This is a genomic window from Micromonospora sp. MA102, from assembly GCF_025460765.1.
In the GTDB taxonomy this organism is placed as follows: Bacteria; Actinomycetota; Actinomycetes; order Mycobacteriales; family Micromonosporaceae; genus Micromonospora; species Micromonospora halotolerans.
This window is the reverse complement of the sequence record NZ_JAMWEG010000002.1, coordinates 561,303-584,658: the sequence shown is the minus strand read 5'-3', so window position 1 is coordinate 584,658 and position 23,356 is coordinate 561,303. Positions and strand designations below refer to the sequence as shown.

The 23,356-nt window shown below is 75.0% G+C and carries 19 protein-coding genes and 1 pseudogene; 6 read left to right on the top strand and 14 right to left on the bottom strand.

Going from position 1 to position 23,356, the window contains the following annotated elements:
- Window positions 1–176 precede the first annotated feature (176 nt).
- Together NFX44_RS06120 and gltB are read right to left on the bottom strand one after the other, a co-directional pair.
- Entirely contained in the window at window positions 177–1,685 is a 1,509-nt protein-coding gene (locus tag NFX44_RS06120; RefSeq protein WP_262282498.1) for a glutamate synthase subunit beta, read from the bottom strand.
- On the bottom strand, window positions 1,678–6,297 hold the full coding sequence (gene gltB / locus NFX44_RS06115; RefSeq protein WP_262282597.1) for a glutamate synthase large subunit: 4,620 nt from the start codon (window positions 6,295–6,297) through the stop codon (window positions 1,678–1,680). The genes NFX44_RS06120 and gltB overlap by 8 nt, the downstream gene beginning before the upstream one ends.
- Before the next feature lie 191 nt (window positions 6,298–6,488).
- On the opposite strand from gltB, the gene NFX44_RS06110 reads away from it, so the two are divergent.
- Window positions 6,489–7,334 (top strand): GNAT family N-acetyltransferase, encoded by an 846-nt coding sequence (locus NFX44_RS06110; protein ID WP_262282497.1) that lies wholly within the window; start codon window positions 6,489–6,491, stop codon window positions 7,332–7,334.
- A 49-nt stretch (window positions 7,335–7,383) separates the two neighbouring features.
- On the opposite strand, the gene NFX44_RS06105 is transcribed toward NFX44_RS06110, so the two are convergent.
- Both NFX44_RS06105 and lgt read right to left on the bottom strand, forming a co-directional pair.
- On the bottom strand, window positions 7,384–8,571 hold the full coding sequence (locus NFX44_RS06105) for an NAD(P)/FAD-dependent oxidoreductase (RefSeq protein ID WP_262282496.1): 1,188 nt from the start codon (window positions 8,569–8,571) through the stop codon (window positions 7,384–7,386).
- A gap of 11 nt (window positions 8,572–8,582) precedes the next feature.
- Entirely contained in the window at window positions 8,583–9,797 is a 1,215-nt protein-coding gene (gene lgt, locus NFX44_RS06100) for a prolipoprotein diacylglyceryl transferase (RefSeq protein WP_262282495.1), read from the bottom strand.
- A gap of 102 nt (window positions 9,798–9,899) precedes the next feature.
- Between lgt and NFX44_RS06095 the strand changes: the two genes are divergently transcribed.
- Window positions 9,900–10,415 (top strand): NUDIX hydrolase, encoded by a 516-nt coding sequence (locus NFX44_RS06095; RefSeq protein ID WP_262282494.1) that lies wholly within the window; start codon window positions 9,900–9,902, stop codon window positions 10,413–10,415.
- Window positions 10,416–10,559: 144 nt separating this feature from the next.
- Here NFX44_RS06095 and trpA read toward each other — a convergent pair whose 3' ends face one another.
- From trpA to trpC, 3 genes are read right to left on the bottom strand one after another with little or no spacing between them, the layout of a single operon-like run.
- Window positions 10,560–11,363, bottom strand: a complete 804-nt coding sequence (trpA, locus tag NFX44_RS06090) for a tryptophan synthase subunit alpha (RefSeq protein WP_262282493.1) — start codon at window positions 11,361–11,363, stop codon at window positions 10,560–10,562.
- Between the two features lie 4 nt (window positions 11,364–11,367).
- Window positions 11,368–12,600 (bottom strand): tryptophan synthase subunit beta, encoded by a 1,233-nt coding sequence (gene trpB, locus NFX44_RS06085; RefSeq protein WP_262282492.1) that lies wholly within the window; start codon window positions 12,598–12,600, stop codon window positions 11,368–11,370.
- A 40-nt stretch (window positions 12,601–12,640) separates the two neighbouring features.
- Complete coding sequence (gene trpC, locus NFX44_RS06080) at window positions 12,641–13,444, bottom strand: indole-3-glycerol phosphate synthase TrpC (RefSeq protein ID WP_262282596.1); 804 nt, start codon at window positions 13,442–13,444, stop codon at window positions 12,641–12,643.
- 490 nt (window positions 13,445–13,934) lie between these two features.
- Between trpC and NFX44_RS06075 the strand changes: the two genes are divergently transcribed.
- Complete coding sequence (locus NFX44_RS06075; RefSeq protein WP_262282491.1) at window positions 13,935–14,207, top strand: hypothetical protein; 273 nt, start codon at window positions 13,935–13,937, stop codon at window positions 14,205–14,207.
- Between the two features lie 19 nt (window positions 14,208–14,226).
- Here the strand turns inward: NFX44_RS06075 and NFX44_RS06070 are convergent, their stop codons facing one another.
- From NFX44_RS06070 to NFX44_RS06045, 6 genes and pseudogenes are all read right to left on the bottom strand, one after another.
- Window positions 14,227–14,790: a Trp biosynthesis-associated membrane protein gene (locus NFX44_RS06070; protein WP_262282490.1), complete on the bottom strand. Its 564-nt coding sequence runs from the start codon at window positions 14,788–14,790 to the stop codon at window positions 14,227–14,229.
- Entirely contained in the window at window positions 14,787–16,340 is a 1,554-nt protein-coding gene (locus NFX44_RS06065) for an anthranilate synthase component I (RefSeq protein ID WP_262282489.1), read from the bottom strand. Before NFX44_RS06065 ends, NFX44_RS06070 begins: the two co-directional genes overlap by 4 nt.
- A complete protein-coding gene (gene hisI, locus NFX44_RS06060) occupies window positions 16,337–16,771 on the bottom strand; it encodes a phosphoribosyl-AMP cyclohydrolase (protein ID WP_262282595.1) in 435 nt (144 codons plus the stop codon). Before hisI ends, NFX44_RS06065 begins: the two co-directional genes overlap by 4 nt.
- Window positions 16,772–16,951: 180 nt before the next feature.
- Window positions 16,952–17,656 (bottom strand): annotated as a pseudogene (locus tag NFX44_RS06055) (phosphoribosyl-AMP cyclohydrolase); the annotation flags it as partial.
- Between the two features lie 212 nt (window positions 17,657–17,868).
- Complete coding sequence (locus NFX44_RS06050) at window positions 17,869–18,873, bottom strand: aldo/keto reductase (protein WP_262282488.1); 1,005 nt, start codon at window positions 18,871–18,873, stop codon at window positions 17,869–17,871.
- The gene (locus NFX44_RS06045; protein ID WP_262282487.1) at window positions 18,870–19,259 is read right to left on the bottom strand and encodes a MerR family transcriptional regulator; all 390 of its coding nucleotides are present in this window, start codon (window positions 19,257–19,259) and stop codon (window positions 18,870–18,872) included. The genes NFX44_RS06050 and NFX44_RS06045 overlap by 4 nt, the downstream gene beginning before the upstream one ends.
- 103 nt (window positions 19,260–19,362) lie before the next feature.
- Between NFX44_RS06045 and NFX44_RS06040 the strand changes: the two genes are divergently transcribed.
- The 3 genes from NFX44_RS06040 to NFX44_RS06030 are packed head-to-tail and all read left to right on the top strand — an operon-like array spanning window position 19,363 to window position 21,433.
- Window positions 19,363–20,088 carry an ABC transporter ATP-binding protein gene (locus NFX44_RS06040; RefSeq protein WP_262282486.1) on the top strand — a complete coding sequence of 242 codons (726 nt, stop codon included), beginning with the start codon at window positions 19,363–19,365 and terminating at the stop codon, window positions 20,086–20,088.
- Entirely contained in the window at window positions 20,085–20,840 is a 756-nt protein-coding gene (locus tag NFX44_RS06035; RefSeq protein ID WP_262282485.1) for an ABC transporter permease, read from the top strand. The genes NFX44_RS06040 and NFX44_RS06035 overlap by 4 nt, the downstream gene beginning before the upstream one ends.
- The gene (locus NFX44_RS06030; protein ID WP_262282484.1) at window positions 20,840–21,433 is read left to right on the top strand and encodes a TetR family transcriptional regulator; all 594 of its coding nucleotides are present in this window, start codon (window positions 20,840–20,842) and stop codon (window positions 21,431–21,433) included. The genes NFX44_RS06035 and NFX44_RS06030 overlap by 1 nt, the downstream gene beginning before the upstream one ends.
- A 128-nt stretch (window positions 21,434–21,561) precedes the next feature.
- Here NFX44_RS06030 and NFX44_RS06025 read toward each other — a convergent pair whose 3' ends face one another.
- Window positions 21,562–23,340 (bottom strand): ABC transporter ATP-binding protein, encoded by a 1,779-nt coding sequence (locus NFX44_RS06025; protein WP_262282483.1) that lies wholly within the window; start codon window positions 23,338–23,340, stop codon window positions 21,562–21,564.
- Window positions 23,341–23,356 lie beyond the last annotated feature (16 nt).

Below are 23,356 nucleotides of genomic sequence, written 5' to 3'. Positions count from 1 at the left end.
GGACCCCCGCGGGTCCGGCCAGCGCACAAGTCTGGCCGCGGTCAAACCTCCCGACGACAGTTGGTGAGAGGGTTCACCACCGGGGTCGGGCGGCCGGGGCACCCTGGGCACGAACCGGACCCGGACGCCACGACACCCCGGTCCGGGCGGGACCGGGATGTCGGTGACGCGGCGCGTCAGCGCGCGGCGAGCGGCTGCCGGGCCGGGTCGACCGGCGCGGGCAGCGTCCCGGCCCCGGCCAGGTAGGCGTGGATGGCCGCGGCGGCGGCCCGCCCCTCGGCGATGGCCCAGACGATCAGCGAGGCACCCCGGTGCATGTCCCCGGCGACGAACACGCCGTCGGCGTCGGTCTGCCAGTCGGGACTGGCGTCGACCGCGCCCCGGCCGTTGCGGGTCACCCCGAGCTGGCCCAGCAGCGGCTGCTCCTCGGTGCCCTCGAACCCGATGGCGAGCAGCACCAGGTCGGCCGGGATCTCCCGCTCCGAGCCGGGCAGCGCCGTGACGATCCGCCGGCCGTCCACCTTCTCGACGGTCACCTCGGCGATCCGGACCGCCCGGACCTGGCCGGTGCCGTCGTCGACGAACTCCTGCACCGCCACGGCGAAGACCCGCTCGCCGCCCTCCTCGTGCGCCGGGTAGCTGCGCAGCACCCACGGCCAGGTGGGCCACGGGTCGCGGGCGGCGTCCCGGGCGGCCGGGGGCTCCGGGTAGAGGTCGAGCTGGTGCACGCCGGCCGCGCCCTGCCGGTGGGCCACGCCCAGGCAGTCGGCGGCGGTGTCGCCACCACCGATGATCACCACGTGCTTGCCGGCCGCGTCGATCGGCGTGCCGTCCGGGAGCGTGGCCGGGGCCGGGCCGCCCTCACCCGCCGCCGCCACGACGCGGTTCGCGGCCACCAGGTGCGACATGGCCTGGTGTACGCCGCGCAGCGCCCGCCCCGGCGTCTCCGGGGTGTCCCGGCCCTGCAGCGCGCCGCAGGCGAGCAGTACGGCGTCGTGCTCGGCGCGCAACTGCTCGGCGGTGACGTCGACGCCGACGTCCACCCCGGTGCGGAAGCGCACCCCCTCGGCGGCGAGCTGGGCCAGCCGCCGGTCGATGTGCCGCTTCTCCAGCTTGAAGTCGGGGATGCCGTAGCGGAGCAGGCCGCCGAGCGCGTCGTCCCGCTCGTACACGGTGACGGCGTGGCCGGCGCGGGCGAGCTGCTGCGCGGCGGCGAGCCCGGCGGGGCCGGAGCCGACCACGGCGACCGACCTCCCGGTCGGGGCCGGCACCGGCTGCGGGCGCAGCCCACCCCGCGCCACGGCGGCGTCGGCGATCTCCACCTCGACCTGCTTGATGGTGACCGGCTGCTGGCCGCCCAGGCCGAGCACGCAGGCCGCCTCGCAGGGCGCCGGGCAGAGCCGGCCGGTGAACTCGGGGAAGTTGTTGGTGGCGTGCAGCGACTCCACCGCGGCGTCCCAGTTGCCGGTGCGGACCAGGTCGTTCCAGTCCGGGATCCGGTTGCCGAGCGGGCAGCCGTCGTGGCAGAACGGGATGCCGCAGTCCATGCAGCGGGTGGCCTGCTCGCGGATCAGCTCCTCGCCGGCCGGCGGGTAGACCTCCCGCCAGTCCATGATCCGCACCGGGACCGGGCGGCGGGCGGGCAGCCGCCGGTCGTAGCGGAGGAAACCGTTCGGGTCAGGCACGAGCCACCTCCTGGGCGACCGACCGCGGGGCGGGCGGCACCGGCGCGGCGGACGGCGCCAGCGCGCTCATCACCGCGTCGTCGACGTCGCGGCCGGCGGCTTCGGCGGCCCGCATGATCTCCAGCACCCGGCGGTAGTCCCGGGGCACCACAGCGGTGAACTCCTCCACCGCCTCCGGCCAGCGCTTGAGCAGCTCCTCGGCGACCGCCGAGTCGGTCTCGGCGAAGTGCCGCTGGACCAGCTCGTGCAGCCGCTCCCGCTCCTCGACGCCCAGCGGCGACAGGTCGACCAGCTCGGCGTTGACCAGCCGCCGGTCCAGCCGGTGCACGAACGCCGTGCCGCCGGACATGCCGGCGGCGAAGTTGCGCCCGGTCGACCCGAGCACCACCACCGTGCCGCCGGTCATGTACTCGCAGCCGTGGTCGCCGACGCCCTCGACGACGGCCACCGCGCCGGAGTTGCGCACCGCGAACCGCTCGCCCACCCGGCCGCGCAGGAAGACCTCGCCGCTGGTGGCGCCGTACAGGATGGTGTTGCCGGCGATGATCTGGTCCTCGGCGCGCGCACCGGGGTCGGCGTCCGCGCCGGCGAACGGCGCGGCGGCGTCCGGGCGGACGACGAGCCGCCCGCCGGAGAGGCCCTTGCCGACGTAGTCGTTGGCGTCGCCGTGCAGCCGCAGGGTGACCCCGCGCGGCAGGAACGCGCCGAACGACTGGCCGGCGGTGCCGCGCAGCAGGAACTCGACGGTGTCGTCGGGCAGCCCGGCGCCGCCGAAGCGGCGGGTCACCTCGCCGCCGAGCATGGCGCCCACGCTGCGGTGCTCGTTGCGCACGGCCACCTCGACCCGGACCGGGGTGCCGTCGCGCAGCGCCGGCTCGGCCAGGGCGATGAGCTGGTTGTCCAGCGCCAGCTCCAGGCCGTGGTCCTGGGCCCGGATGCCGCGCCGGGCCGCGCCCTCGGGCAGCTCGGGCAGGTGCAGCACCCGGCTCAGGTCGAGCCCATGGCCCTTCCAGTGGTCGATCGCGCCGACCACGTCGAGCAGCTCGGTGTGCCCGATCGCCTCGGCGATGCTGCGGAAGCCCAGCTCGGCCAGGTAGCCACGGACCTCCTCGGCCAGGAACAGGAAGAAGTTCTCCACGAACTCCGGCCGGCCGGTGAAGCGCTCGCGCAGCACCGGGTTCTGGGTGGCGATGCCGACCGGGCAGGTGTCGAGGTGGCAGACCCGCATCATCACGCAGCCCTCGACGATCAGCGGGGCGGTGGCGAAGCCGAACTCCTCGGCGCCCAGCAGCGCCGCGACCAGCACGTCCCGGCCGGTCTTGAGCTGGCCGTCGACCTGCACGGTGACCCGGTCGCGGAGCTTGTTGAGCAGCAGGGTCTGCTGCGCCTCGGCCAGGCCCAGCTCCCAGGGGGTGCCGGCGTGCTTGAGCGAGTTGAGCGGGGAGGCGCCGGTGCCGCCGTCGTGCCCGGAGATCAGGATGACGTCGGCCTTGAGCTTCGCCACGCCGGCCGCCACGGTGCCCACCCCGACCTCGCTGACCAGCTTCACGTGCACCCGGGCGGCCGGGTTGACGCACTTCAGGTCGTGGACGAGCTGGGCCAGGTCCTCGATGGAGTAGATGTCGTGGTGCGGCGGCGGGGAGATCAGGCCGACGCCCGGGGTGGCGTGCCGGGTACGCGCGATCCACGGCCAGACCTTGTTGCCGGGCAGCTGGCCACCCTCGCCGGGCTTCGCGCCCTGGGCCATCTTGATCTGGAGGTCGTCGGCGTTGACGAGGTATTCGCTCGTGACGCCGAACCGGCCGCTCGCGATCTGCTTGACCGCCGAGCGGCGCCGCGGGTCGTGCAGCCGCTCGACGTCCTCGCCGCCCTCGCCCGTGTTCGACTTGCCACCGAGGCGGTTCATGGCGACGGCCAGGGTCTCGTGCGCCTCCGCGGAGATCGACCCGTACGACATGGCGCCGGTGGCGAACCGCTTGACGATCTCGCTCGCCGGCTCGACCTCGTCCAGCGGCACGGGCGGGCGCACCCCGGTGCGCAGCGTGAACAGCCCGCGCAGCGAGCCCGCCCGGGCGGCCAGCTCGTCGACCTTGGCGGTGTACTGCCGGAACACGTCGTACTGGCGGCTGCGGGTGGCGTGCTGGAGCAGGAAGACCGTCTCCGGGTTGAACAGGTGCAGCTCGCCCTCGCGGCGCCACTGGTACTCGCCGCCGACGTCCAGCCGGTCGCTCGCCTGGGCGCCGGCGGGCGGCCAGGCCAGCGCGTGCCGGGCGGCCACCTCGGCGTGGATCTCGGCGAGCCCGATGCCGCTGATCGTGCTCGGGGTGCCCCGGAAGTAGCGCTGCACGAGCCGGGTGTCCAGGCCGACCGCCTCGAAGACCTGCGCGCCGCAGTAGGACGACACCGTCGAGATGCCCATCTTCGACATGATCTTCAGGACGCCCTTGCCGAGCGCCTTGACGTAGTTGCGGATCGCCGTGCCCGGCTCCATGCCGACCAGCGCGCCCGTGGAGATCATGTCCTCGACCGACTCGAAGGCCAGGTACGGGTTGACCGCCGCCGCGCCGTAGCCGATCAGCACGGCCGCGTGGTGCACCTCGCGGCAGTCGCCCGACTCGACGATCAGCGCCACCTGGGTGCGGGTCTGCTCCCGCACGAGGTGCTGGTGCACCGCCGCGGTGAGCAGCAGCGACGGGATCGGGGCCAGGTCGGCGTTGGAGTCCCGGTCGGAGAGCACCAGGATGCGGACGCCGTCCTCGATGGCCTCGGAGACGTGCCGGCAGATCTCGGTGAGCCGGGCCTTGATGCCGGCGCCGCCGTCGCGGATCCGGTAGAGCCCGGAGACCCGGACCGCCTTGAAACCGGGCAGGTCGCCGTCCTCGTCGATGGAGAGGATCTTGGCCAGCTCGTCGTTGTCGATCACCGGGTACGGCAGCACGATCTGCCGGCAGCTCGCCGGGCCCGGGTCGAGCAGGTTGCCCTCCGGGCCGATGGTGGACGCCAGGCTGGTCACCAGCTCCTCCCGGATGGCGTCCAGCGGCGGGTTGGTGACCTGGGCGAAGAGCTGGTGGAAGTAGTCGTAGAGCAGCCGCGGCCGGGTGGACAGCGGGGAGATCGGGGTGTCCGTGCCCATCGAACCGAGCGGCTCCGCGCCGTTGCGGGCCATCGGGCCGAGCAGGATCTTCAGCTCCTCCTCGGTGTAGCCGAAGGTCTGCTGCCGGCGGCGTACCGAGTCGTGGGTGTAGACGATGTGCTCGCGCGGGGGCAGGTCGTCCAGCTCGATGATGCCGGCGTGCAGCCACTCCCCGTACGGGCGGGCGGCGGCCAGCTCAGTCTTGATCTCGTCGTCCTGCACGATCCGGCCGTTGACCGTGTCGACCAGGAACATCCGGCCGGGCTGGAGCCGGCCCTTGGCGACCACGGTGGCCGGGTCGAGGTCGAGCACGCCCGCCTCGCTGCCCAGCACCACGAGGCCGTCGGCGGTCCGCCACCAGCGGCCCGGGCGCAGCCCGTTGCGGTCCAGGACCGCGCCGACGATCTCGCCGTCGGTGAACGCGACCGAGGCCGGGCCGTCCCACGGCTCCATGAGGCTGGCGTGGAACCGGTAGAAGGCGCGCTTGTCGGCGCGCATGTCCGGGTCGTTCTCCCAGGCCTCCGGGATCATCATGAGCACCGCGTGCGGCAGGCTCCGCCCGGCGAGGTGCAGCAGTTCGAGCACCTCGTCGAAGTTGGCCGAGTCGGAGGCCCCCGGGGTGCAGACCGGGAAGACCCGGCGGATGTTGCCGGGCAGGTGCGGGCTGCGCAGCAGCGCCTCCCGGGCCTGCATCCAGTTCCGGTTGCCGCGGATCGTGTTGATCTCGCCGTTGTGCGCGATGAACCGGTACGGGTGGGCCAGCGGCCAGGACGGGAACGTGTTGGTGGAGAACCGCGAGTGCACCAGCGCGATGGCGCTGACCACCCGCTCGTCGGTCAGCTCCGGGTAGAACGCCGGGAGCTGGTCCGGGGTGAGCATCCCCTTCCACACCATGGTCCGCCCGGACAGCGACGGGAAGTACGCCGGCACGCCCCGCTCGGCGGTCTCCCGCTCGACCTGCTTGCGCAGGCAGAACGCCACCCGGTCCAGGTCGAGCCCGCTCAGCGGGGAGCCGGCCGGGCCGGCGGGCCCGTCGGTGAGCCGGTGCGCGGCCAGGAAGAGCTGCCGGACCCGGGGCATCGCCGCCAGGGCGGTCTCGCCGAGGCCGGACGGGTCGGTCGGCACGTCCCGCCAGCCGAGGATGTCGGCGCCCTCGACCAGCGCGTACTTCTCCACCACCTGGCGGGCCCGCGCCTCGGCCGCGTCGTCGTCGGGCAGGAAGACGAGGCCGGTGGCGTACTGGCCGGCGGGCGGCAGCGGGAACTCGACGACCGCGCGCAGGAACGCGTCCGGCACCTGGATCATGATGCCCGCGCCGTCACCGGTGTTGTGCTCCGCGCCCCGGGCGCCCCGGTGGTCCAGCCGGCAGAGCGCCCCGAGACCGTTCGCGACGACCTCGTGCGAGCGCCGCCCGTGCAGGTCGGCCACGAAGGCCACACCGCAGGCGTCGTGCTCGTGCGCGGGGTCGTAGAGCCCCATGCTCGGCCGGGCCGGCTGGGGGCGGAGAGGGTACGGAAAGGCCACCGGGCCTCCTGTCGTCACTCAGGTTCAAACACGGTGGGGACGACGTCGGCCCTCGGGGGTTTTATTGAGTCTACGTTAGGGCGTCCGGCACAAGGCCAGTTCAGATTGATCACACTTCCAGCATCTGGGACATGTAGTCTCGCGCGGTGGATGTCGTACGCACTGACGTGCTCGACCGGTTGGAGCGTTTCTACGACGCGGTGCCCCGCGACGGGTCTCGGACGGAGGAATACGGCGGACTCGTGCTGTTCGTCCGCGACGGTGCCGGTTGGCCGTTCTACGCCCGCCCCCGGTTGGACGCCACCGAGCCGCCGGCGCTCGCCGACGTGACCGCCGTCCGGGCCCGGCAGCGGGAACTGGGCCTGCCGGAGGCGTTCGAGTGGGTGCACGAGGTCACCCCGGACCTGCTGGCGGTGGCCCGCTCGGCGGGGCTCAGCGTGCTCGAGGCGCCGCTCATGGTGCTGGAGCCCGACCGCCTGCCCGACCCGGCGGCGTTCAGCGACGTACCGGTGCGGGTGCTCGACCCCCGTGACCCCGGCTTCGCGGCGGACGTGGCGCTGCGCCGGGCCGTCGCCGCCGTCGGCTTCTCGCACGGCGGCACCGCCCGGGGCGAGGCCGGCCCGGCCGAGCGGGACGCCGCGGTCTCCCAGCTGGACGTGGCCGCGCTGGACGAGGAGGCGGTCCGCATCGTCGACGGCCGGCGCATCTCGGTGCTCGCCGGCACGCCGGACGAGGGTGCGCTGGCCAGCGGGATGGCCATGCGGGTCGGCGACGTGGCGGAGATCGCCGGGGTGGCCACCCTGCCGGCGGCCCGCCGGCGCGGCCTGGGCGCGGCCGTGACCGCCACCCTGGCCCACCGGCTGCGCGCCGCCGGCACCGACCTGGTCTTCCTCTCCGCCGGCAGCGAGGAGATCGCCCGGGTCTACCTGCGGGTCGGCTTCCGCCGCGTCGGCACCGCCTGCATCGCCGAGCCGACCGCCGTGGTCGGCTGACGGCCGCTCGGCACGGGCACTCCCAGGGCCGCGCCGGAACCTGGCCCGGTCAGGCCGGCGGGTGCCAGGAGGCGGCGGCGGTGGCGGCCGTGTTGCGCAGCCGCGGGCTGATCGTGCCCAGCGCGGCGTCGCGAGCGCGCAGCGCCAGCCGGCCCCGGGTCTGGAGCACCGCCGACATGCGGCGGGTCTGCCGCACCATGGTGGCCGCGCGAGGCCGGCGCAGCCGGTCGTAGCCGGCCACCGCGTCGGGGAGCCGGGACTCCCGCAGCAGCGCCGACAGGGTGGCCGCGTCCTCGAAGGCGAGGCAGGCGCCCTGCCCCAGGTGCGGCGGCATGGCGTGCGCCGCGTCGCCGAGCAGCACCACACCGCCCGGCCCGGCCGGGAACCCGTACGACCGGGGCAGCGGGCGCAGCTCACGGATCTCCTGCTGCACCAGGTCGGCCGGGTCGGTGGCGTCGAGCAGGGTGGCGATCGGCGCGGGCCAGCCCGCGTACCAGCGCTTGAGCAGGGCGAGCTGCGTCTCCGGCGGCTCGGGGCGGGGCGCGCCGGCGGCGGTGGCCACCCAGTAGATGCCGCCCCGGCGGGAGGCGCCCGCGGTGCCCCGGTCGCCGAGCGAGGCGGCCACGAAGCGGTAGCCCGCGCCCAGCGTCTCGCCGTGCACCGGCTGGTCGGCGGGGAGCTGCGGGGCCCGGTACCAGGGGATGACCGCCCGCCACGCGGCGCAGCCGGAGCTGACCACGGCCGTCTCCGGGGCGAGCTGCCGGCGGATCTCGCTGTCGGTGCCGTCGGCCGCGACCACCAGGTCCGCCTCGACGGTGTGCCGGCCGTCGCCGACCGCAGGGCGCTCGCCGGGCGCCGCCCGCACCGTCCGCACGTGCACCCCGGTGCGCAGCTCCACCTGGTCGCCCAGGCCGGCGATCAGCGCGTCGTGCAGGTCCTCCCGGTGCACCACCACCGGCATCCGCTCCGCGGGTGTGGGGCGGGGCTGCACCAGCCAGTGCCCGTCGGGCCGGCGCACGCCGCCGTCGGGCAGCGGGGTGGCGATGGCGTCCAGCCCGGCGCCGAGGCCCAGGGCGCGCAGCGCGCGTACCCCGTTGGGCCAGAGCACCACGGCGGTCGTCTCCGGACGGACCCGGTCGGCCCGTTCGAGGAGGGTGACCCGCCAGCCGGACCGGGCCAGCGCACCGGCCGTCGCCAACCCGCCGAGGCCGGCGCCGACCACCACCGCGCTCCGCATGACTCCCCCGCTCAGCTGTCCCGGTCGGCAGGGCGGGCGCCGCCGGCGCCGGCCCGGTCCTCGTCGGCCCGGGCGTCGCCGGCCGGGTCCGCATCGGTCCCGTCCTCGCCGGCCGGCTCGCGCTGCGTGCGCTCCCCGTCGGTGGCGGCCCCGTCCGCCTCGTCGGCCTCGTCCCGGTCGGCCTCGTCGGTCGCCGCCGGTTCCTCGGCCGGGACCTCGCCGGTCTCCTGGTACGTGCGGAACTGCTCCTCGGACACCACCCGGTAGCCCTCCGGCGCGACCGGCCGCGCCCCGGCCTCCCGCGCGGAGAGGTCGACCTGGGACACGTCCCCGCCCGCGGGCGGGACCGGGGTGGCCGGCGCGCCGACCGGGATCAGGTACTGGCGCGGTCCGCGCACCCGCAGGAAGTACACCAGCGCGCCGAGGAAGACCAGCGCCGCGGTCCACACGTTGAGCCGCAGGCCGAGGATGTGGTTGGCCTCGTCGGTGCGCATCAGCTCGATCCAGAACCGGCCCGCCGTGTAGCCCATCACGTAGAGCGCGAAGGCCCGGCCACGGCCCAGCCGCAGCTTCCGGTCGAGGACCACGACCAGCGCGGCGACGCCGATGTTCCAGAGCGCCTCGTAGAGGAAGGCGGGGTGGTAGAGCCCCGGCTGGAGGACCGGGTTGCCGGCGTCGTCGCGCAGCGCGTGCCCCGGGTTGTCCGGATCCATGACGTGGACCTCGAGACCCCAGGGCAGGCTCGTGCGCCCGCCGTAGAGCTCGTTGTTGAACCAGTTGCCGAACCGGCCGATGGCCTGGGCCAGCGGCAGCCCCGGCGCCAGCGCGTCGGCCACCACGGCGAACGGGATGCCCAGCTGCCGGGCGGCGAACCAGGCGCCGACCGCGCCACCGGCGACCGCGCCCCAGATGCCGAGGCCGCCCTCCCAGATGGCGAACGCCTTGAGCGGCTGGCCGTCGGCGCCGAAGTATTTCTCGGGCGAGGTGATCACGTGGTAGATCCGGGCGCCGATGATGCCCGCGGGCACCGCCCAGACCGCGATGTCGAGCACGGCTCCCGGGGCGACGCCGCGGCGGCGCAGCCGGTACTCGGTGACCACGCAGGCCACCACGATGCCGATGATGATGCAGAGCGCGTACGCCCGGATCGGAACCGGACCGAGCTGCCAGACGGCGGTGCTGGGGCTGGGCAGGGCCGCCAGTGGGGTCATCGGGGCGAGGGTCACGGGTGCACACGGTACCGGTGCGGACCGTGCTCGCGGCACCCCGGTGGCCCGGGTTCGCGGGTCGGATGACTTCTGGTTTGCGCGGCCGTAGGCTCTTTGTCCATGAGTGCGCTCACCTGGGCGGTCGCCGCGGTCGTCACCGACCCCTCCGGCCGGGTGCTGCTCTGCCGGCAGTCCGGCGGTGGCCGGCGCTGGGCGCTGCCCGGCGGGCGGCTGCGCCGCGACGAGAGCCCGCCCGCCGCCGCGCGACGCGAGATCCGCGCCGAGACCGGCTGGGAGGTCGAGCTGGTCGACCTGGTCGGCCTCTACCGGCTCGGCGATCCCGCCGCTCCCCCGCCCGCCGCCGGCCACTGCGGCGCGCTGCCCGACGTGCTGGTGCACGTGTTCCGGGCCCGGGCGCTCGCCGCGACGCCCGCCGGCGCCCCGGCGGGCGGCTGCCACCTCGACTGGCACCCGCCGGAGGCGCTGCCCGAGGCGCTCACCCCGACCACCCGCGCCGCCGTCGCCGACGCCCTGGCCGGCCGCTCCGGCGTCCTCCGCGACGCGGTGCCGGGGGGTGCGGCGGCGGCTCCCCCCGAACAGCGGTCCGGGGGCGGGCTGGGCACCACCCGGCGCTGACACGCTCCGGGTACGGGCCGCACCACCGGGGCCCGGACCACGGGTCACGGACCGTCCCGGCCACGCCGAGGTGGGGCATCGGCGAGCGCCGGACACCACCACCTCCGCGAGGTGGAGTGGATCAATAGCCGAGGGCGCCGGGCGTCAGCGGGCCGGGTTGCGGACGCCTTCGGCGAGTTCGGCGCTCAGGGCGCGCAGGGCGGTCAGGCCGGCCGCCTGGTCGGGCGCGTCGAGCACGCAGCGGACCAGGGCGCTGCCCACGATCACCGCGTCGGCGTACCCGGCGACGGTGGCGGCCTGGGCACCGGTGCCCACCCCCAGCCCGACGCCCACCGGCAGGTCGGTGACCTCGCGCAGCCGGGAGACCAGGACCGGGGCCGCCTCGGAGGTCTGCGACCGGGCACCGGTCACGCCCATGATGGCGGTGGCGTAGACGAAGCCGCGGCAGTGCCCGACGGTCATCTTCAGCCGGGCGTCGGTGGAGGACGGGGAGACCAGGAACGTCCGGTCCAGGCCGTGCGCCTCGGAGGCGGCCAGCCACTCGCCGGCCTCCTCGGGGATCAGGTCCGGCGTGATCAGGCCGGTGCCCCCGGCGGCGGCCAGGTCGCGGGCGAACGCGTCGACGCCGTACTGCTCGATCGGGTTCCAGTAGGTCATCGTGACCACCGGCGCGCCGGTCGCGGCCACCGCGTCGATGATGCGCAGCGCGTCCGCGGTGCGTACGCCGCCGGCCAGGGCGATGTCGCTGGCCTTCTGGATGACCGGGCCGTCCATCACCGGGTCGGAGTAGGGAATCTCCACCTCGATGACGTCGACGCCGGCCTCGACCATGGCGGTCATCGCGGCGATGCTGCCCTCGACGGTGGGGAAGCCGGCCGGCATGCAGCCGACCAGCACGGCCCGCCCGTCGGCCCGGGCCTTGTCGAAGGCGACCCCGATCCGGCTCACGCTCTCACTCCTTGTCGAGGATGCCGAAGTATGCGCCGGCGGTGTGCACGTCCTTGTCGCCCCGGCCGGAGAGGTTGACCACGATGACCGGCTCCCGGCCCAGCTCGGCGGCGAGCTGCGGGGCGATCTTCCGGGCGCCGGCGAGCGCGTGCGAGCTCTCGATCGCCGGGATGATTCCCTCGGTGCGGCAGAGCAGCTCGAAGGCGGCCATGGCCTCGTCGTCGTCGACGGGCAGGTAGGTGGCCCGGCCGCTGTCGTGCAGCCAGGCGTGCTCCGGCCCGACGCCCGGGTAGTCCAGGCCGGCCGAGATCGAGTGCGACTCGATCGTCTGGCCGTCGGAGTTCTGCAGGACGTACGTCCGGGTGCCGTGCAGCACGCCGGCCGATCCGCCGGTGATGCTGGCGGCGTGCCGACCGGTCGCCACGCCCTCGCCGCCGGCCTCGAAGCCGTAGAGGCGTACGCCGGTGTCGGGCACGAAGGCGTGGAAGATGCCGAGCGCGTTGGAGCCGCCGCCCACGCAGGCCGCGACGGCGTCCGGCAGCGCGCCGGTGAGGTCGAGGCACTGCTGCCGGGCCTCGACGCCGATGCCGCGGACGAAGTCCCGGACCATCTCGGGGAACGGGTGCGGGCCCGCGGCGGTGCCGATCAGGTAGTGCGTGCTGTCGACGTTGGCGACCCAGTCCCGCATCGCCTCGTTCATCGCGTCCTTGAGCGTGCGCGAGCCGGTGGTGACCGGCACGACGGTCGCGCCGAGCATCCGCATCCGGGCCACGTTGAGCGCCTGCCGCTCGGTGTCCACCTCGCCCATGTAGACCACGCAGTCGAGGTCGAACAGGGCGGCGGCGGTGGCGGTGGCCACGCCGTGCTGGCCGGCGCCGGTCTCCGCGATCACCCGCCGCTTGCCCATCCGCTTCGTGAGCAGCGCCTGGCCGAGCACGTTGCGGACCTTGTGCGCGCCGGTGTGGTTGAGGTCCTCCCGCTTGAGCAGCACCCGGGCGCCGATCTGGGCGGAGAGCCGCCGGGCCTCGTAGAGCAGCGAGGGGGTGCCGGCGTAGTCGCGCAGCAGGCCGTCGAACTCGGCGAGGAAGCTCTCGTCGGTCATCGCCTTCCGGTACGCCGCGTCCAGCTCGTCGAGCGCGGCGACCAGGGCCTCGGGGACGAATCGGCCACCGAACCGGCCGAAGTGACCGGCGGCGTCGGGGAGCTGGCCGGCCGGGGCCGCGGCGTCAGTGCTCATCGCGGGAGTCCTCTCGCTGCGTCTTCGGGCCCGGCGCGGGTCAGCGCACCGGGCGGGGCGTGGCCGGGTGGTTGCCGGCGTTGACCAGCTCGGCGACCGCCTCGCGAGGGCTCTTCTGGGTGACCAGGCCCTCGCCGACCAGGACCGCGTCGGCGCCGGCCGAGGCGTACCGGATGAGGTCGTGCGGGCCACGCACGCCGGACTCGGCGATCTTGACGACGTTGCTCGGCAGGCCGGGCGCGATCCGCTCGAACACCGAGCGGTCGACCTCAAGGGTACGCAGGTCACGGGCGTTGACGCCGATCACCTGCGCGCCGGCCTCCATGGCGCGGTCGGCCTCCTCCTCGTTGTGCACCTCGACGAGCGCGCACATGCCCAGCGACTCGATCCGCTCCAGCAGCCCGACCAGGACGTTCTGTTCCAGCGCGGCGACGATCAGCAGCACCAGGTCGGCGCCGTGCGCGCGGGCCTCGTGCACCTGGTAGCTGGAGACCACGAAGTCCTTGCGCAGCACCGGCACGTTCACCGCGGCACGGACCGCGGCCAGGTCGTCCAGCGACCCGCCGAACCAGCGGCCCTCGGTGAGCACGCTGATCGCCCGGGCGCCACCGGCGGCGTAGTCGCCGGCCAGGTCCGCCGGGTCGGCGATCTCGGCCAGCCGCCCCTTGGACGGCGACGAGCGCTTCACCTCGGCGATCACGGCCACGCCGGGCCGGCGCAGCGCCGCGTACGCGTCCAGCGGTGGCGGCGCGGCGGCGGCCAGCTCGCGGATCCGCTCCAGCGGAACCTGCTCCTGCCGCCGGGCCACGTCCTCGCGCACGCCGGCCAGGATCTCGTCGAGCACGCTTACGGACGCCGCCGGACCGGCCTCGTCCCCCTCCGCGTGCGCATGCTCAGCAGTCACCAACGGACTCCCCTCTCCGGGTGTCATGGGCCGATGCTAGGGGGCGCCACCGGGAAGCAAGTGCCCGGGGGTATGGCGCTCCTCACGAAACGGGCTGTGGCATGATGGCCGACTTCGGGTGAACACGGTGTCACGCAGCGCCACCGCGCCCATCGACCGGCGCCACCCGGGCGCGTCCCGCGCCACCGGCCGCCACATCGACCGTCGCCCATGACCCATCTCACCATGGCGACCCGCGACGTGCAGGGCGGTGACGACCGTCGATGTTGTGAGCAAGCTCAAGGCCGAACGGCCCTGCCCAGGTCGGCCCGGTTGCCGCAGAGTTGACCTGCGTTTCACGGCGGCGAAACGTGAGCCCGGCAGCATCTTCCTCGGGCAGACTCGATGAGGCGGCAGCCGACCGTCGCCAACTATCTCGTGCGGGGTGACCATGAGCGCCAACGGGCCGAGCCAGAGCCTCGGATTCACCACCATCTCCCGGAACGTCGCGGCGCTCGCCGTCGGCGTGGTGCACACGCTCGAAGCCATCGCCGGCGACGGCCGGACGCGCACCGCCCGGGGCAACGCCTGGGAGGCGGTCTGCGCCGACCGGGCCCGGGCCGCGCAGCGCCGCGAACTGGAGCGCCTGGTGGCCGAGCTGGCCGCCGCCCGCGCCGCGGCCCGGGAGCGCCGGGACGCGCGCGACGCCCAGCCGGTGAGCTGACCCCGCGGGCGCCCGACGGTCAGCGGACCGTCGGGTCCTCGCCCCGGTCCAGCGCGTCCCAGGCATCGCGGGTGCCCCGCTCGACCGCCGGCCGGTCCTCGCCGGCGGGCTCCGCCGGCCGCGCCGCCCGTCGCTCGTAGCGGGCGCCCATCGCGGGCCAGCCGCCGCCGCGCAGCGCTGTGAGCACCCCGCCGGCCACCAGGACCAGCCCGCCCGCCAGCACCAGGGCCGGCCACTGCCGGCTCACCCCGGACTCGGTCAGCCCGTAGCCGCCCCCGGCCGCCACGCCCAGCCCGAGCAGGGCCAGCAGGCCGCCCAGCACCCGCCGGACCGGCCCCCGGGTGGCCAGCACCGCCCCGCCGCCGGCCAGCCCGACCAGGGCCAGCGCCGACACCCAGGGCAGCAGCTCCGCGCCGGTACGGGTGTGCCGGCCGGGCGGCAGCGAGCCCCGCGCGGTCAGCTCGACCGACCACGTCCGGGTCACCGCCCAGAACGCCAGGCCCGCGCCGGCCAGGCAGAGCAGCACGGCGTACGTCAGCTCGCGCCGGCCCCGGGCGGCGGGCGCGCCGGTCGACGCGCTCATCGCGCGGCCCGCAGGGTCTCGGCGGCCGCGATCGCGGCGAGCACGGCCGCGGCCTTGTTGCGGGTCTCCTGGTCCTCGGCGGCCGGATCGGAATCGGCCACCACGCCCGCCCCGGCCTGCACGTAGGCCCGGCCCTCGCGGATCAGCGCGGTGCGGATGGCGATGGCCATGTCCAGGTCGCCCCCGAAGCCGAAGTAGCCGACGGTGCCGCCGTAGAGGCCGCGCCGGGCCGGCTCCAGCTCCTCGATGATCTCCATGGCCCGGACCTTGGGAGCGCCGGACAGGGTGCCGGCGGGGAAGCTCGCGGCGAGCGCGTCGAAGGCCGTGCGGTCCTCGCGCAGCTCGCCGACGACCGTGGAGACGATGTGCATGACATGGCTGTACCGCTCGATGGTGGCGAACTCCGGCACCTCGACCGTGCCCGGCCGGCAGACCCGGCCCAGGTCGTTGCGGCCCAGGTCGACCAGCATGACGTGCTCGGCGCGCTCCTTCGGGTCGGCGAGCAGCTCGGCGGCGAGCCGGGCGTCCGCCTCGGGCGAGCCGCCGCGCGGCCGGGTGCCGGCGATCGGGTGCAGCAGCGCCCGGCGCCGCCCGTCCGCGCCGGTGCTCACCTTGAGGTGCGCCTCCGGCGAGGAGCCGACGATGTCGAAGCCGTCGAAGCGCAGGAGGTACATGTACGGGCTGGGGTTGGTGGTGCGCAGCACCCGGTAGACGTCGAGCGGATCGGCGTGGGTGGGGCGCTCGAAGCGCTGGCTCAGCACGATCTGGAAGCACTCGCCGGCCCGGATCGCCTCCTTGGCCGCCTCCACCGCCTTCGGGTAGCCGCCCTCCGGCGTGCGGCTGACCACCTCGCCGACGCCGGGCCGGGCGACCGTCGAGATCATGGGCGGGATCGGTCGGGACAGCGCGGTGGTCATGGCGTCCAGCCGGCCCACCGCGTGGTGGTACGCGGCCGCGACCAGCGGCTCGCGGTCGGGCGCGTCGAGCGGGGGCAGCACCGCGTTGGCGACCAGGATCGCCGAGCCGTCGTAGTGGTCGAGCACCACGAGGTCGGTGGCCAGCATCATGCCCAGCTCGGGCACGTCGAGCTCGTCCTCGGTCAGCTCGGGCAGCCGCTCGAAGCGGCGGACCAGGTCGTACCCGAGGTAGCCCACCATGCCGCCGGTGAGCGGCGGCATTCCGCTGGACGGGTCCCAGGCCGGGCCGGCCAGCGCGGCGACGGTCTCCCGCAGGGCGGCCACCGGGTCGCCGGTGGCCGGCACGCCGGCGGGCGGCTCGCCGGCCCACACCGCCGTGCCGTCCCGCTCGGTCAGCGTGGCGCTGCTGCGCACGCCGATGAAGGAGTAGCGCGACCAGGCCATCCCGGCCGAGCCGACGCCCTGCTCGGCGGATTCCAGCAGGAACGTGCCGGGGCCGCCGGCCAGCTTGCGGTAGACGCCGACCGGGGTCTCCGCGTCGGCGAGCAGCCGCCGGGTGACCGGCACGACCCGCCAGCGGGCCGCCAGGTCGGCGAAGGAGGCCTGGTCCGGGCTGACCGTGCCGTCGGTCATGACGTCGCCTCCGGGGCGCTGACCGGCAGCTCGGTGAAGAAGCAGGTGCGGTGCCCGGTGTGGCAGGCCGCGCCGACCTGCTCGACGCTGACCAGCAGCGCGTCGCCGTCACAGTCCACGGCGACCGAGCGGACGTACTGGTGGTGGCCGGAGGTGGCGCCCTTCACCCAGTACTCCTGGCGGCTGCGCGACCAGTAGGTGGCGCGGCCGGTGGTCAGGGTGCGGTGCAGGGCCTCGTCGTCCATCCAGGCGACCATCAGCACCTCACCCGAGTCGTGCGCGCGGACCACCGCGGCCACCAGGCCGTCGGGGGTGCGGCGCAGCCGGGCCGCGATGGCCGGGTCGAGCCGGGAGGGGCGGGCCGGGCCGGGGGCCGCGGCGGCGCCGGAGCTGGCGGGGGCGCCGGTCACGGGCGCGTCAGAGGCGGGCACGGTTGACCATTCTCCCGTACGGGGCGCGGGCACCGCCGACGTGTCCCGTTGGGCGGTCGCGGGGCGGTCCAGCGCCCGCGTGAGCTGGCCGAGGTAGCGGTCCAGCCGGCCGTCGACCAGGGCCGCGGCCAGGTCCGCGCCGCCGACCGCGGCGATCTCCCCGGCGTACGGGCGGACCAGCGGGACGGTCCCGGTGACCAGCCGGCCGGCGGCGGCGGCCACCTCGGCGGTGCCGCCGGGGCGCAGCCCGAGGCAGAGCAGCATGTCGTCGCGGTAGCCGGGCGGCGCGACCGGCAGGTCCAGCGCGGCGGCCAGGGCGGCCCGGCGGGACACCACCCGGATCGACGGGTTGGCCAGGCGCAGCACCGACGGGCAGAGCCGGGCCAGGTCGGCTGCGGCGAGCCGGACCCCCACCGGGTCGTCGGCCCAGCGGGCACCGGCCACCTTGCCCAGGGTGGCGATCAGCTCTTCGAGGCGGGGCTCGTCGGCGGGCTGGCAGAGCACCGGCAGGTCGATCCGGCGCCGCCACTCGGGCACCGCCCAGAGCAGCCGGGCCGGCGCGGCGACCGGCAACCCGAACGCCCAGTCGGCGGGCTGGCCCAGCCGGTCCACCCAGGAGTGGACGTCCCGGGCGGCCACGGAGACGTGCACGAGCCGGCCGTCGAACTCGGCGAGGTACGCCCGGCGGGCCGCGTACGGAGTGGCGTTGACGGCCGGCCCCGCCGCCACCGTTTCCGTGCGGAGGGTGCCGGGGCGGGCCGGACCAGCCGCCCCGGTCTCCGGGACGGCGGGTCCGGCCCGCTCGTCGTCGGCCGCGACCAGCACGTCGAGGTCGACGTCGCTGTGCTCGGTGGCGGCCCGCCGGGCGTGGCTGCCACGCAGCATGATCCCGACGACGGGCCGGTCGGCGGCCTGCCGGAGGCGGGCAGCCCAGTCGTCGAGGAATTCGGGCAACTCCAGCTCGGCGCCTCTGGCGCCGCGCGGCGACCTGGAGCCGCCGCCTGTCACGGGCAACGGAGCGGGACCCACGGCGCCATGGTGCCGGACGCCCGATCTTGGCGCAATGACCGATGGCGGACCCGGTGTCCGCTGCGGGGTTAGTGTCCGACCGTTCGCATTCCTGCCGGCGTGTACCTTTCCCCGGCCACGGCGCCGGCCGGCACCGCCCCGCCGAGCCGGTCCCGCTGCTCCGGGGTGAGCCGCACGTCGGCCGCGGCGGCGTTCTCCTCCAGGTAGCGGACCCGCTTGGTGCCGGGGATCGGCAGGACGTCCTCGCCCTGCGCGAGCAGCCAGGCCAGCGCCGCCTGCGCGGGGGTGCAGCCCAGCTCGGCGGCCACCGCGCGGACCGCCTCGGCCAGCTTCAGGTTGGCGTCGAGGTTGCCGTCGGCGAACCGGGGCACGGTGCGCCGCCAGTCGTCCTCGGCGAGCTGCTCCCGGCTCGTGATGGCCCCGGTGAGCAGGCCCCGCCCGACCGGCGAGTACGCCACCAGGGACACGCCCAGCTCCCGGCAGGTCGCCAGCATCTCCCCCTCGACGTCCCGGGTGAACAGCGAGTACTCCATCTGGACCGCCGAGATCGGGTGCACGGCGTGCGCCGCCCGCAGGGTGGCCGGGCTGACCTCGGAGAGGCCGATCAGCCGCACCTTGCCGGCCTGGACGAGCTCGGCCAGCGCGCCGACGGTCTCCTCGATCGGGGTGTCCGGGTTGCGCCGGTGCAGGTAGTAGAGGTCGATGGTGTCGATGCCGAGCCGGGCCAGCGAGGCGTCGCACGCCTGCTTCGCCCAGGCGGCGCTGCTGTCCACGTAGGCGCCCGGGCTGCCGGTGCCGCCGAAGTTGTCGCCGCTGGTGCGGTTGCCGAACTTGGTGGCCAGGAAGACCTCGTCCCGCCGCGCCCGGACCACCGGGCCGAGCAGCCGCTCGTTCGCCCCGAAGCCGTACATGTCGGCGGTGTCGAGGTGGTTGACCCCGAGGTCGAGGGCCCGGTGCAGGGTCCGGGTCGACTCGGCGTCGTCGGCGCCGCCGTAGGCGAAGCTCATCCCCATGCAGCCCAGCCCGATGGCCGAGACCTCCGGGCCGGTGGCGCCCATCCGTCGCTTGATCATGCCAGTTCCTCCTCCGCCCGGCGGTACGCGTCGATCTTGTAGTCGAGGACCTTGAGGTCCTCCTCCAGCTCGGCCATCCGGGCCAGCACCCGGCTCCGGTGCGCCTCGAACAGGGCCCGCCGGGCGCCGAGCGTGCGGTCACCCTGTCGGGCCAGTTCGGCGTAGCGCCGCATGTCCCGCACCGGCATGCCGGTGCGCCGCAGCCGGGTGAGCAGGAACAGCCAGTTGACGTCGGACTCGGTGTAGCGCCGGCGGCCGGCGGAGTCCCGGCCGACCGGGGCGACCAGGCCCTCCTGCTCGTACCAGCGCAGCGTGTAGGTGGTCAGGCCGACCCGTTCCGCCGCCTCACCGACGGTGAGGCTCATCTCCCGCGTGCTGATGTCCACGCACCCAGGCTTCCAGTTCGAGGGCACTCGAAGTCAACCTTGCGCCCGGGCGGATAACTCATCTAGCGTTGAGTTCAACGGTCGATGAGTTTTGGAGGCGGGCATGGACGACGCGGTGTCGGTCCGTGACCTGGTGGTCGAGCGGGGCGGGCGGCGGGTGCTCCAGGGCATCTCCTGCGCGGTGCCCCGCGGCACGGTCACCGGGCTGCTCGGGCCGAGCGGCAGTGGCAAGACCACCCTGATGCGCGCGGTCGTCGGGGTGCAGACCGTCGGCTCGGGCACGGTCACCGTGCTGGGCCGGCCCGCCGGGGCGGCCGAGCTGCGCCGCCGCGTCGGCTATTTGACGCAGGCGCCCAGCGTCTACGCCGACCTGACCGTCCGGGAGAACGCGCGCTACTTCGCCGCCCTCCACGGGCGGGACCACGCCCACGCCGACCAGACGGTCGCCGACGTCGGCCTGGCCGGCGCGGCCACCCAACTGGTCGGCAACCTCTCCGGCGGCCAGCGCAGCCGCGCGTCGCTGGCCTGCGCCCTGGTCGGCGACCCCGAGCTGGTCATCCTCGACGAGCCGACCGTGGGCCAGGACCCGGTGCTCCGGGCCGACCTGTGGGCCCGGTTCCACGCCATGGCGGCCGCCGGCACCACGCTGCTGGTGTCCAGCCACGTCATGGACGAGGCCGGCCGGTGCGACCGGCTGCTGCTCATCCGGGACGGCCGGCTGGTCGCCGACGACACCCCGGACGCGGTCCGCGCCGCCACCGGGGTGGACGACCTGGAAGAGGCGTTCCTCCGGTTGATCAAGGCGAGCGAGCAGGAGGCCGACTCGTGAACCCGCACATCCTGGCCGCGACCACCGGGCGGATCCTGCGCCAGCTCCGGCACGACCGGCGGACCGTGGCGCTGCTCGTCGTGGTCCCCATCGTGCTGCTCACGCTCGTCTACTTCATGTACGTCGACCAGCCCACCCCGCCGGGGCAGCCGACGGTCTTCGACCGGGTGGCACTGATCATGCTGGGCTTCTTCCCGTTCATCATCATGTTCCTGGTGACCAGCATCGCCATGCTGCGGGAGCGCACCACCGGCACCCTGGAACGGCTGCTCACCACCCCGCTGGCCAAGCTCGACCTGCTCTTCGGGTACGGCATCGCTTTCGGCCTGGCCGGCGTGGTCCAGGCCACCGTCGCCTCGGCCGTGGCGTACTGGGTGTTCGACCTGACGACCGCCGGCAGCATCGGGTTCGTGATCATGATTGCGGCGATCAACGCCGTGCTGGCGGTCGCGCTCGGCCTGTTCTGCAGCGCCTTCGCCCGCACGGAGTTCCAGGCCGTGCAGTTCATGCCGGTGGTGGTCGCCCCCCAGCTGCTGCTCTGCGGGCTGTTCGTGCCGCGCGGCGAGATGGCCGGCTGGCTCCAGGCGATCAGCGACGTGCTGCCCCTGTCGTACGCCGTCGAGGCGCTCCAGGAGGTCGGCGCGCACGCCGACCCGACCGGGACGATGTGGCGGGACGTGGCGATCGTGGCCGGCGCGGCCGTGGCGGCGCTCGTGCTGGCCGCCGCCACGCTGCGGCGGCGCAGCGGGTGATGGCCCGGCGCACCGGCCGGCGGCCCGGCAACCCGGACACCCGGGAGGCCATCCTCGCGGCGGCCCGGGCGGCGTTCGCCGAGCGCGGCTTCGACGCCGCCTCGATCCGGTCGATCGCGGCCGCCGCGGGGGTCGACCCGGCGCTGGTGCACCACTACTTCGGCACCAAGGAGGAGCTGTTCCGGGCCGCCATGGCCATGCCGATCGACCCGGCGCGGTTGCTGCCGGAGGTCCTGGCCGGCGGACCGGCGGGGGCCGGCGAGCGCCTGGTCCGGACCTTCCTCGGGGTCTGGGACTCGCCCACCGGCACCCCGGCGGTCGCCCTGCTCCGCTCCGCGGTCAGCAACGAGTGGATGGCCCGGCTCATGCGCGAGTTCCTGGTGACACAGGTGCTGCGGCGGGTGCTCGACCACCTCGACATCGACCCGGCCGAGCTGCCGCTGCGCGGCTCGCTGGTGGCGAGCCAACTGATCGGCCTGGCCATGATGCGCTACGTGATCCGTCTCGAACCGGCCGCGTCCGCCGACCCGGAGACCCTGGTCGCCGCGATCGGCCCGACCGTCCAGCGCTATCTCATGGGCGACCTGACCTGACTCAGGCCCGCCCCGCGGCACGCGGGCAGAGCATCGGGTGCAGCAGCGGGCAGGTGGTGGTGGAGTTCCACTCCCGCCGAGCCGCGCGGCTCAGCGGGTCTGCTCCAGCCCAGGTGGACCCGCGAAGATCAGCGGGTCTGCTCCAGCCAGGAGGCGTAGAGCAGGGCGTAGACCGACTCCGGGTCCCGCACCAGCTCGTCGTGCGGGCCGCGCTGCACGATCCTCCCCCGGTCCACGACGATCACCTCGTCGGCGGCCTGGGCGGTGGACAGCCGGTGGGCGATGGCCAGCGTCGTCCGGCCCCGGGTGACCGCGTCGAGGGTGCGCTGCAGGCGTACCTCGGTGGCCGGGTCGACGGCGCTGGTCGCCTCGTCCAGCACGAGCAGGTCGGGATCGGCCACGTACGCCCGGGCCAGCGCGACGAGCTGCCGCTCCCCGACGCTCAGCGCCTCGCCGCGCTCGCCCACCGGGGTGTCCAGCCCGGCCGGCAGCCCGTCCAGCCAGTCGGCCAGGCCCAGCTCGGAGAAGGCGGCGGTGAGCTGCCCGTCGGTCAGCTCCGGGCGGGCGAAGCGGACGTTCTCCCCGACGGTCGCGTCGAAGAGGAAGCCGTCCTGCGGCACCATCACCACCCGCGACCGCAGCGAGTCGAAGCGCACCTCGGCCAGCGAGACGCCGGAGAGCAGCACCTCGCCCTCCGTGGGGTCCATGAGCCGGGTGAGCAGCTTCGCGAAGGTCGTCTTGCCGCTGCCGGTCTCGCCGACCACGGCCACCCGGCTCTTCGCCGGGATCTCCAGCGTCACGTCGTGCAGCACGGGCGGCCCGCCCGGGTAGGCGAAGGTCACCCCGGCGAAACGGATGTCCAGCGGGCCGTCCGGCAGCTCGCGGCCCTGCGCACCCGGGTCGGCCACGTCCGGCGCGACGTCCAGCACGTCGAGCACCCGCCGCCAGCCCGCGATCGCGTTCTGCGCCTCGTTGAGCACCTCGGTGGCGATCTGCACCGGCTGGATGAAGAGCGTCACCAGGAACAGGAACGCGGTGAGCTGGCCGACGGACAGGGTGCGGTCGACGCCGAGGTTGACACCGACCACCACCACGCCCGCGAGGGCCAGGCCGGCGGCCAGCTCACCCACCGAGCTGCCCACGATGCTGATCCGGATGGCCCGCTGCTGGGCCTGGCGCTGCCCCTCGATGGCCGCGTCCAGCCGCCGGGCGGTGCGCCCGGAGATCCCGTACGCCCGGATCACCGGAGCGCCCACCACGCTCTCACCGATGGTGCCGAGCAGGGCGCCCATCCGCTGCCGGACCAGCCCGTAGGCGCCCGCGAGCCGGCGCTGGAGCAGCCGGATCACCAGCACCGCCGGCGCGAACGCGACGAGCACCACCAGGGTCAGCTGCCAGGAGTAGGCCAGCATGACCGCCGTGGTCACCACGAGCTGGCCCAGGTTGACGATCAGGATCACGCCGCCCCACTGGAGGAACTGGGTGATCTGGTCGACGTCGCTGGTGACCCGGGAGACCAGCGAGCCGCGCCGCTCGGACTGCTGGTGCAGCATGGACAGGTCGTGCACGTGCCGGAACGCGCGCGTGCGCACCCCGGCCAGCGCGGTCTCGCTGACCGTGAACAGCCGGCGCATCATCAGGTAGCCGCAGGTGGTGGTGACCACCAGCACGGCCGCGGTGATCACCACGGTCACCGTTACCACGTCCAGGTCGAGGCCGCCGACGATGCCGTGGTCGATGCCGCGCTGCACGGCCACCGGCACGGCGACCCGGCCGACCATGTAGATCAGGGCCAGCGCCACGGTGCCGGCCAGCCCCGTCTTCAGCTCCGGCGAGAGCGCCAACCCGCGCCGCAGCGTCCGCCAGGTCGACTCGGCCGGCCGCTCGGTCTCAACAGTCGCGCTCACCGGGCCGACCTCTCGT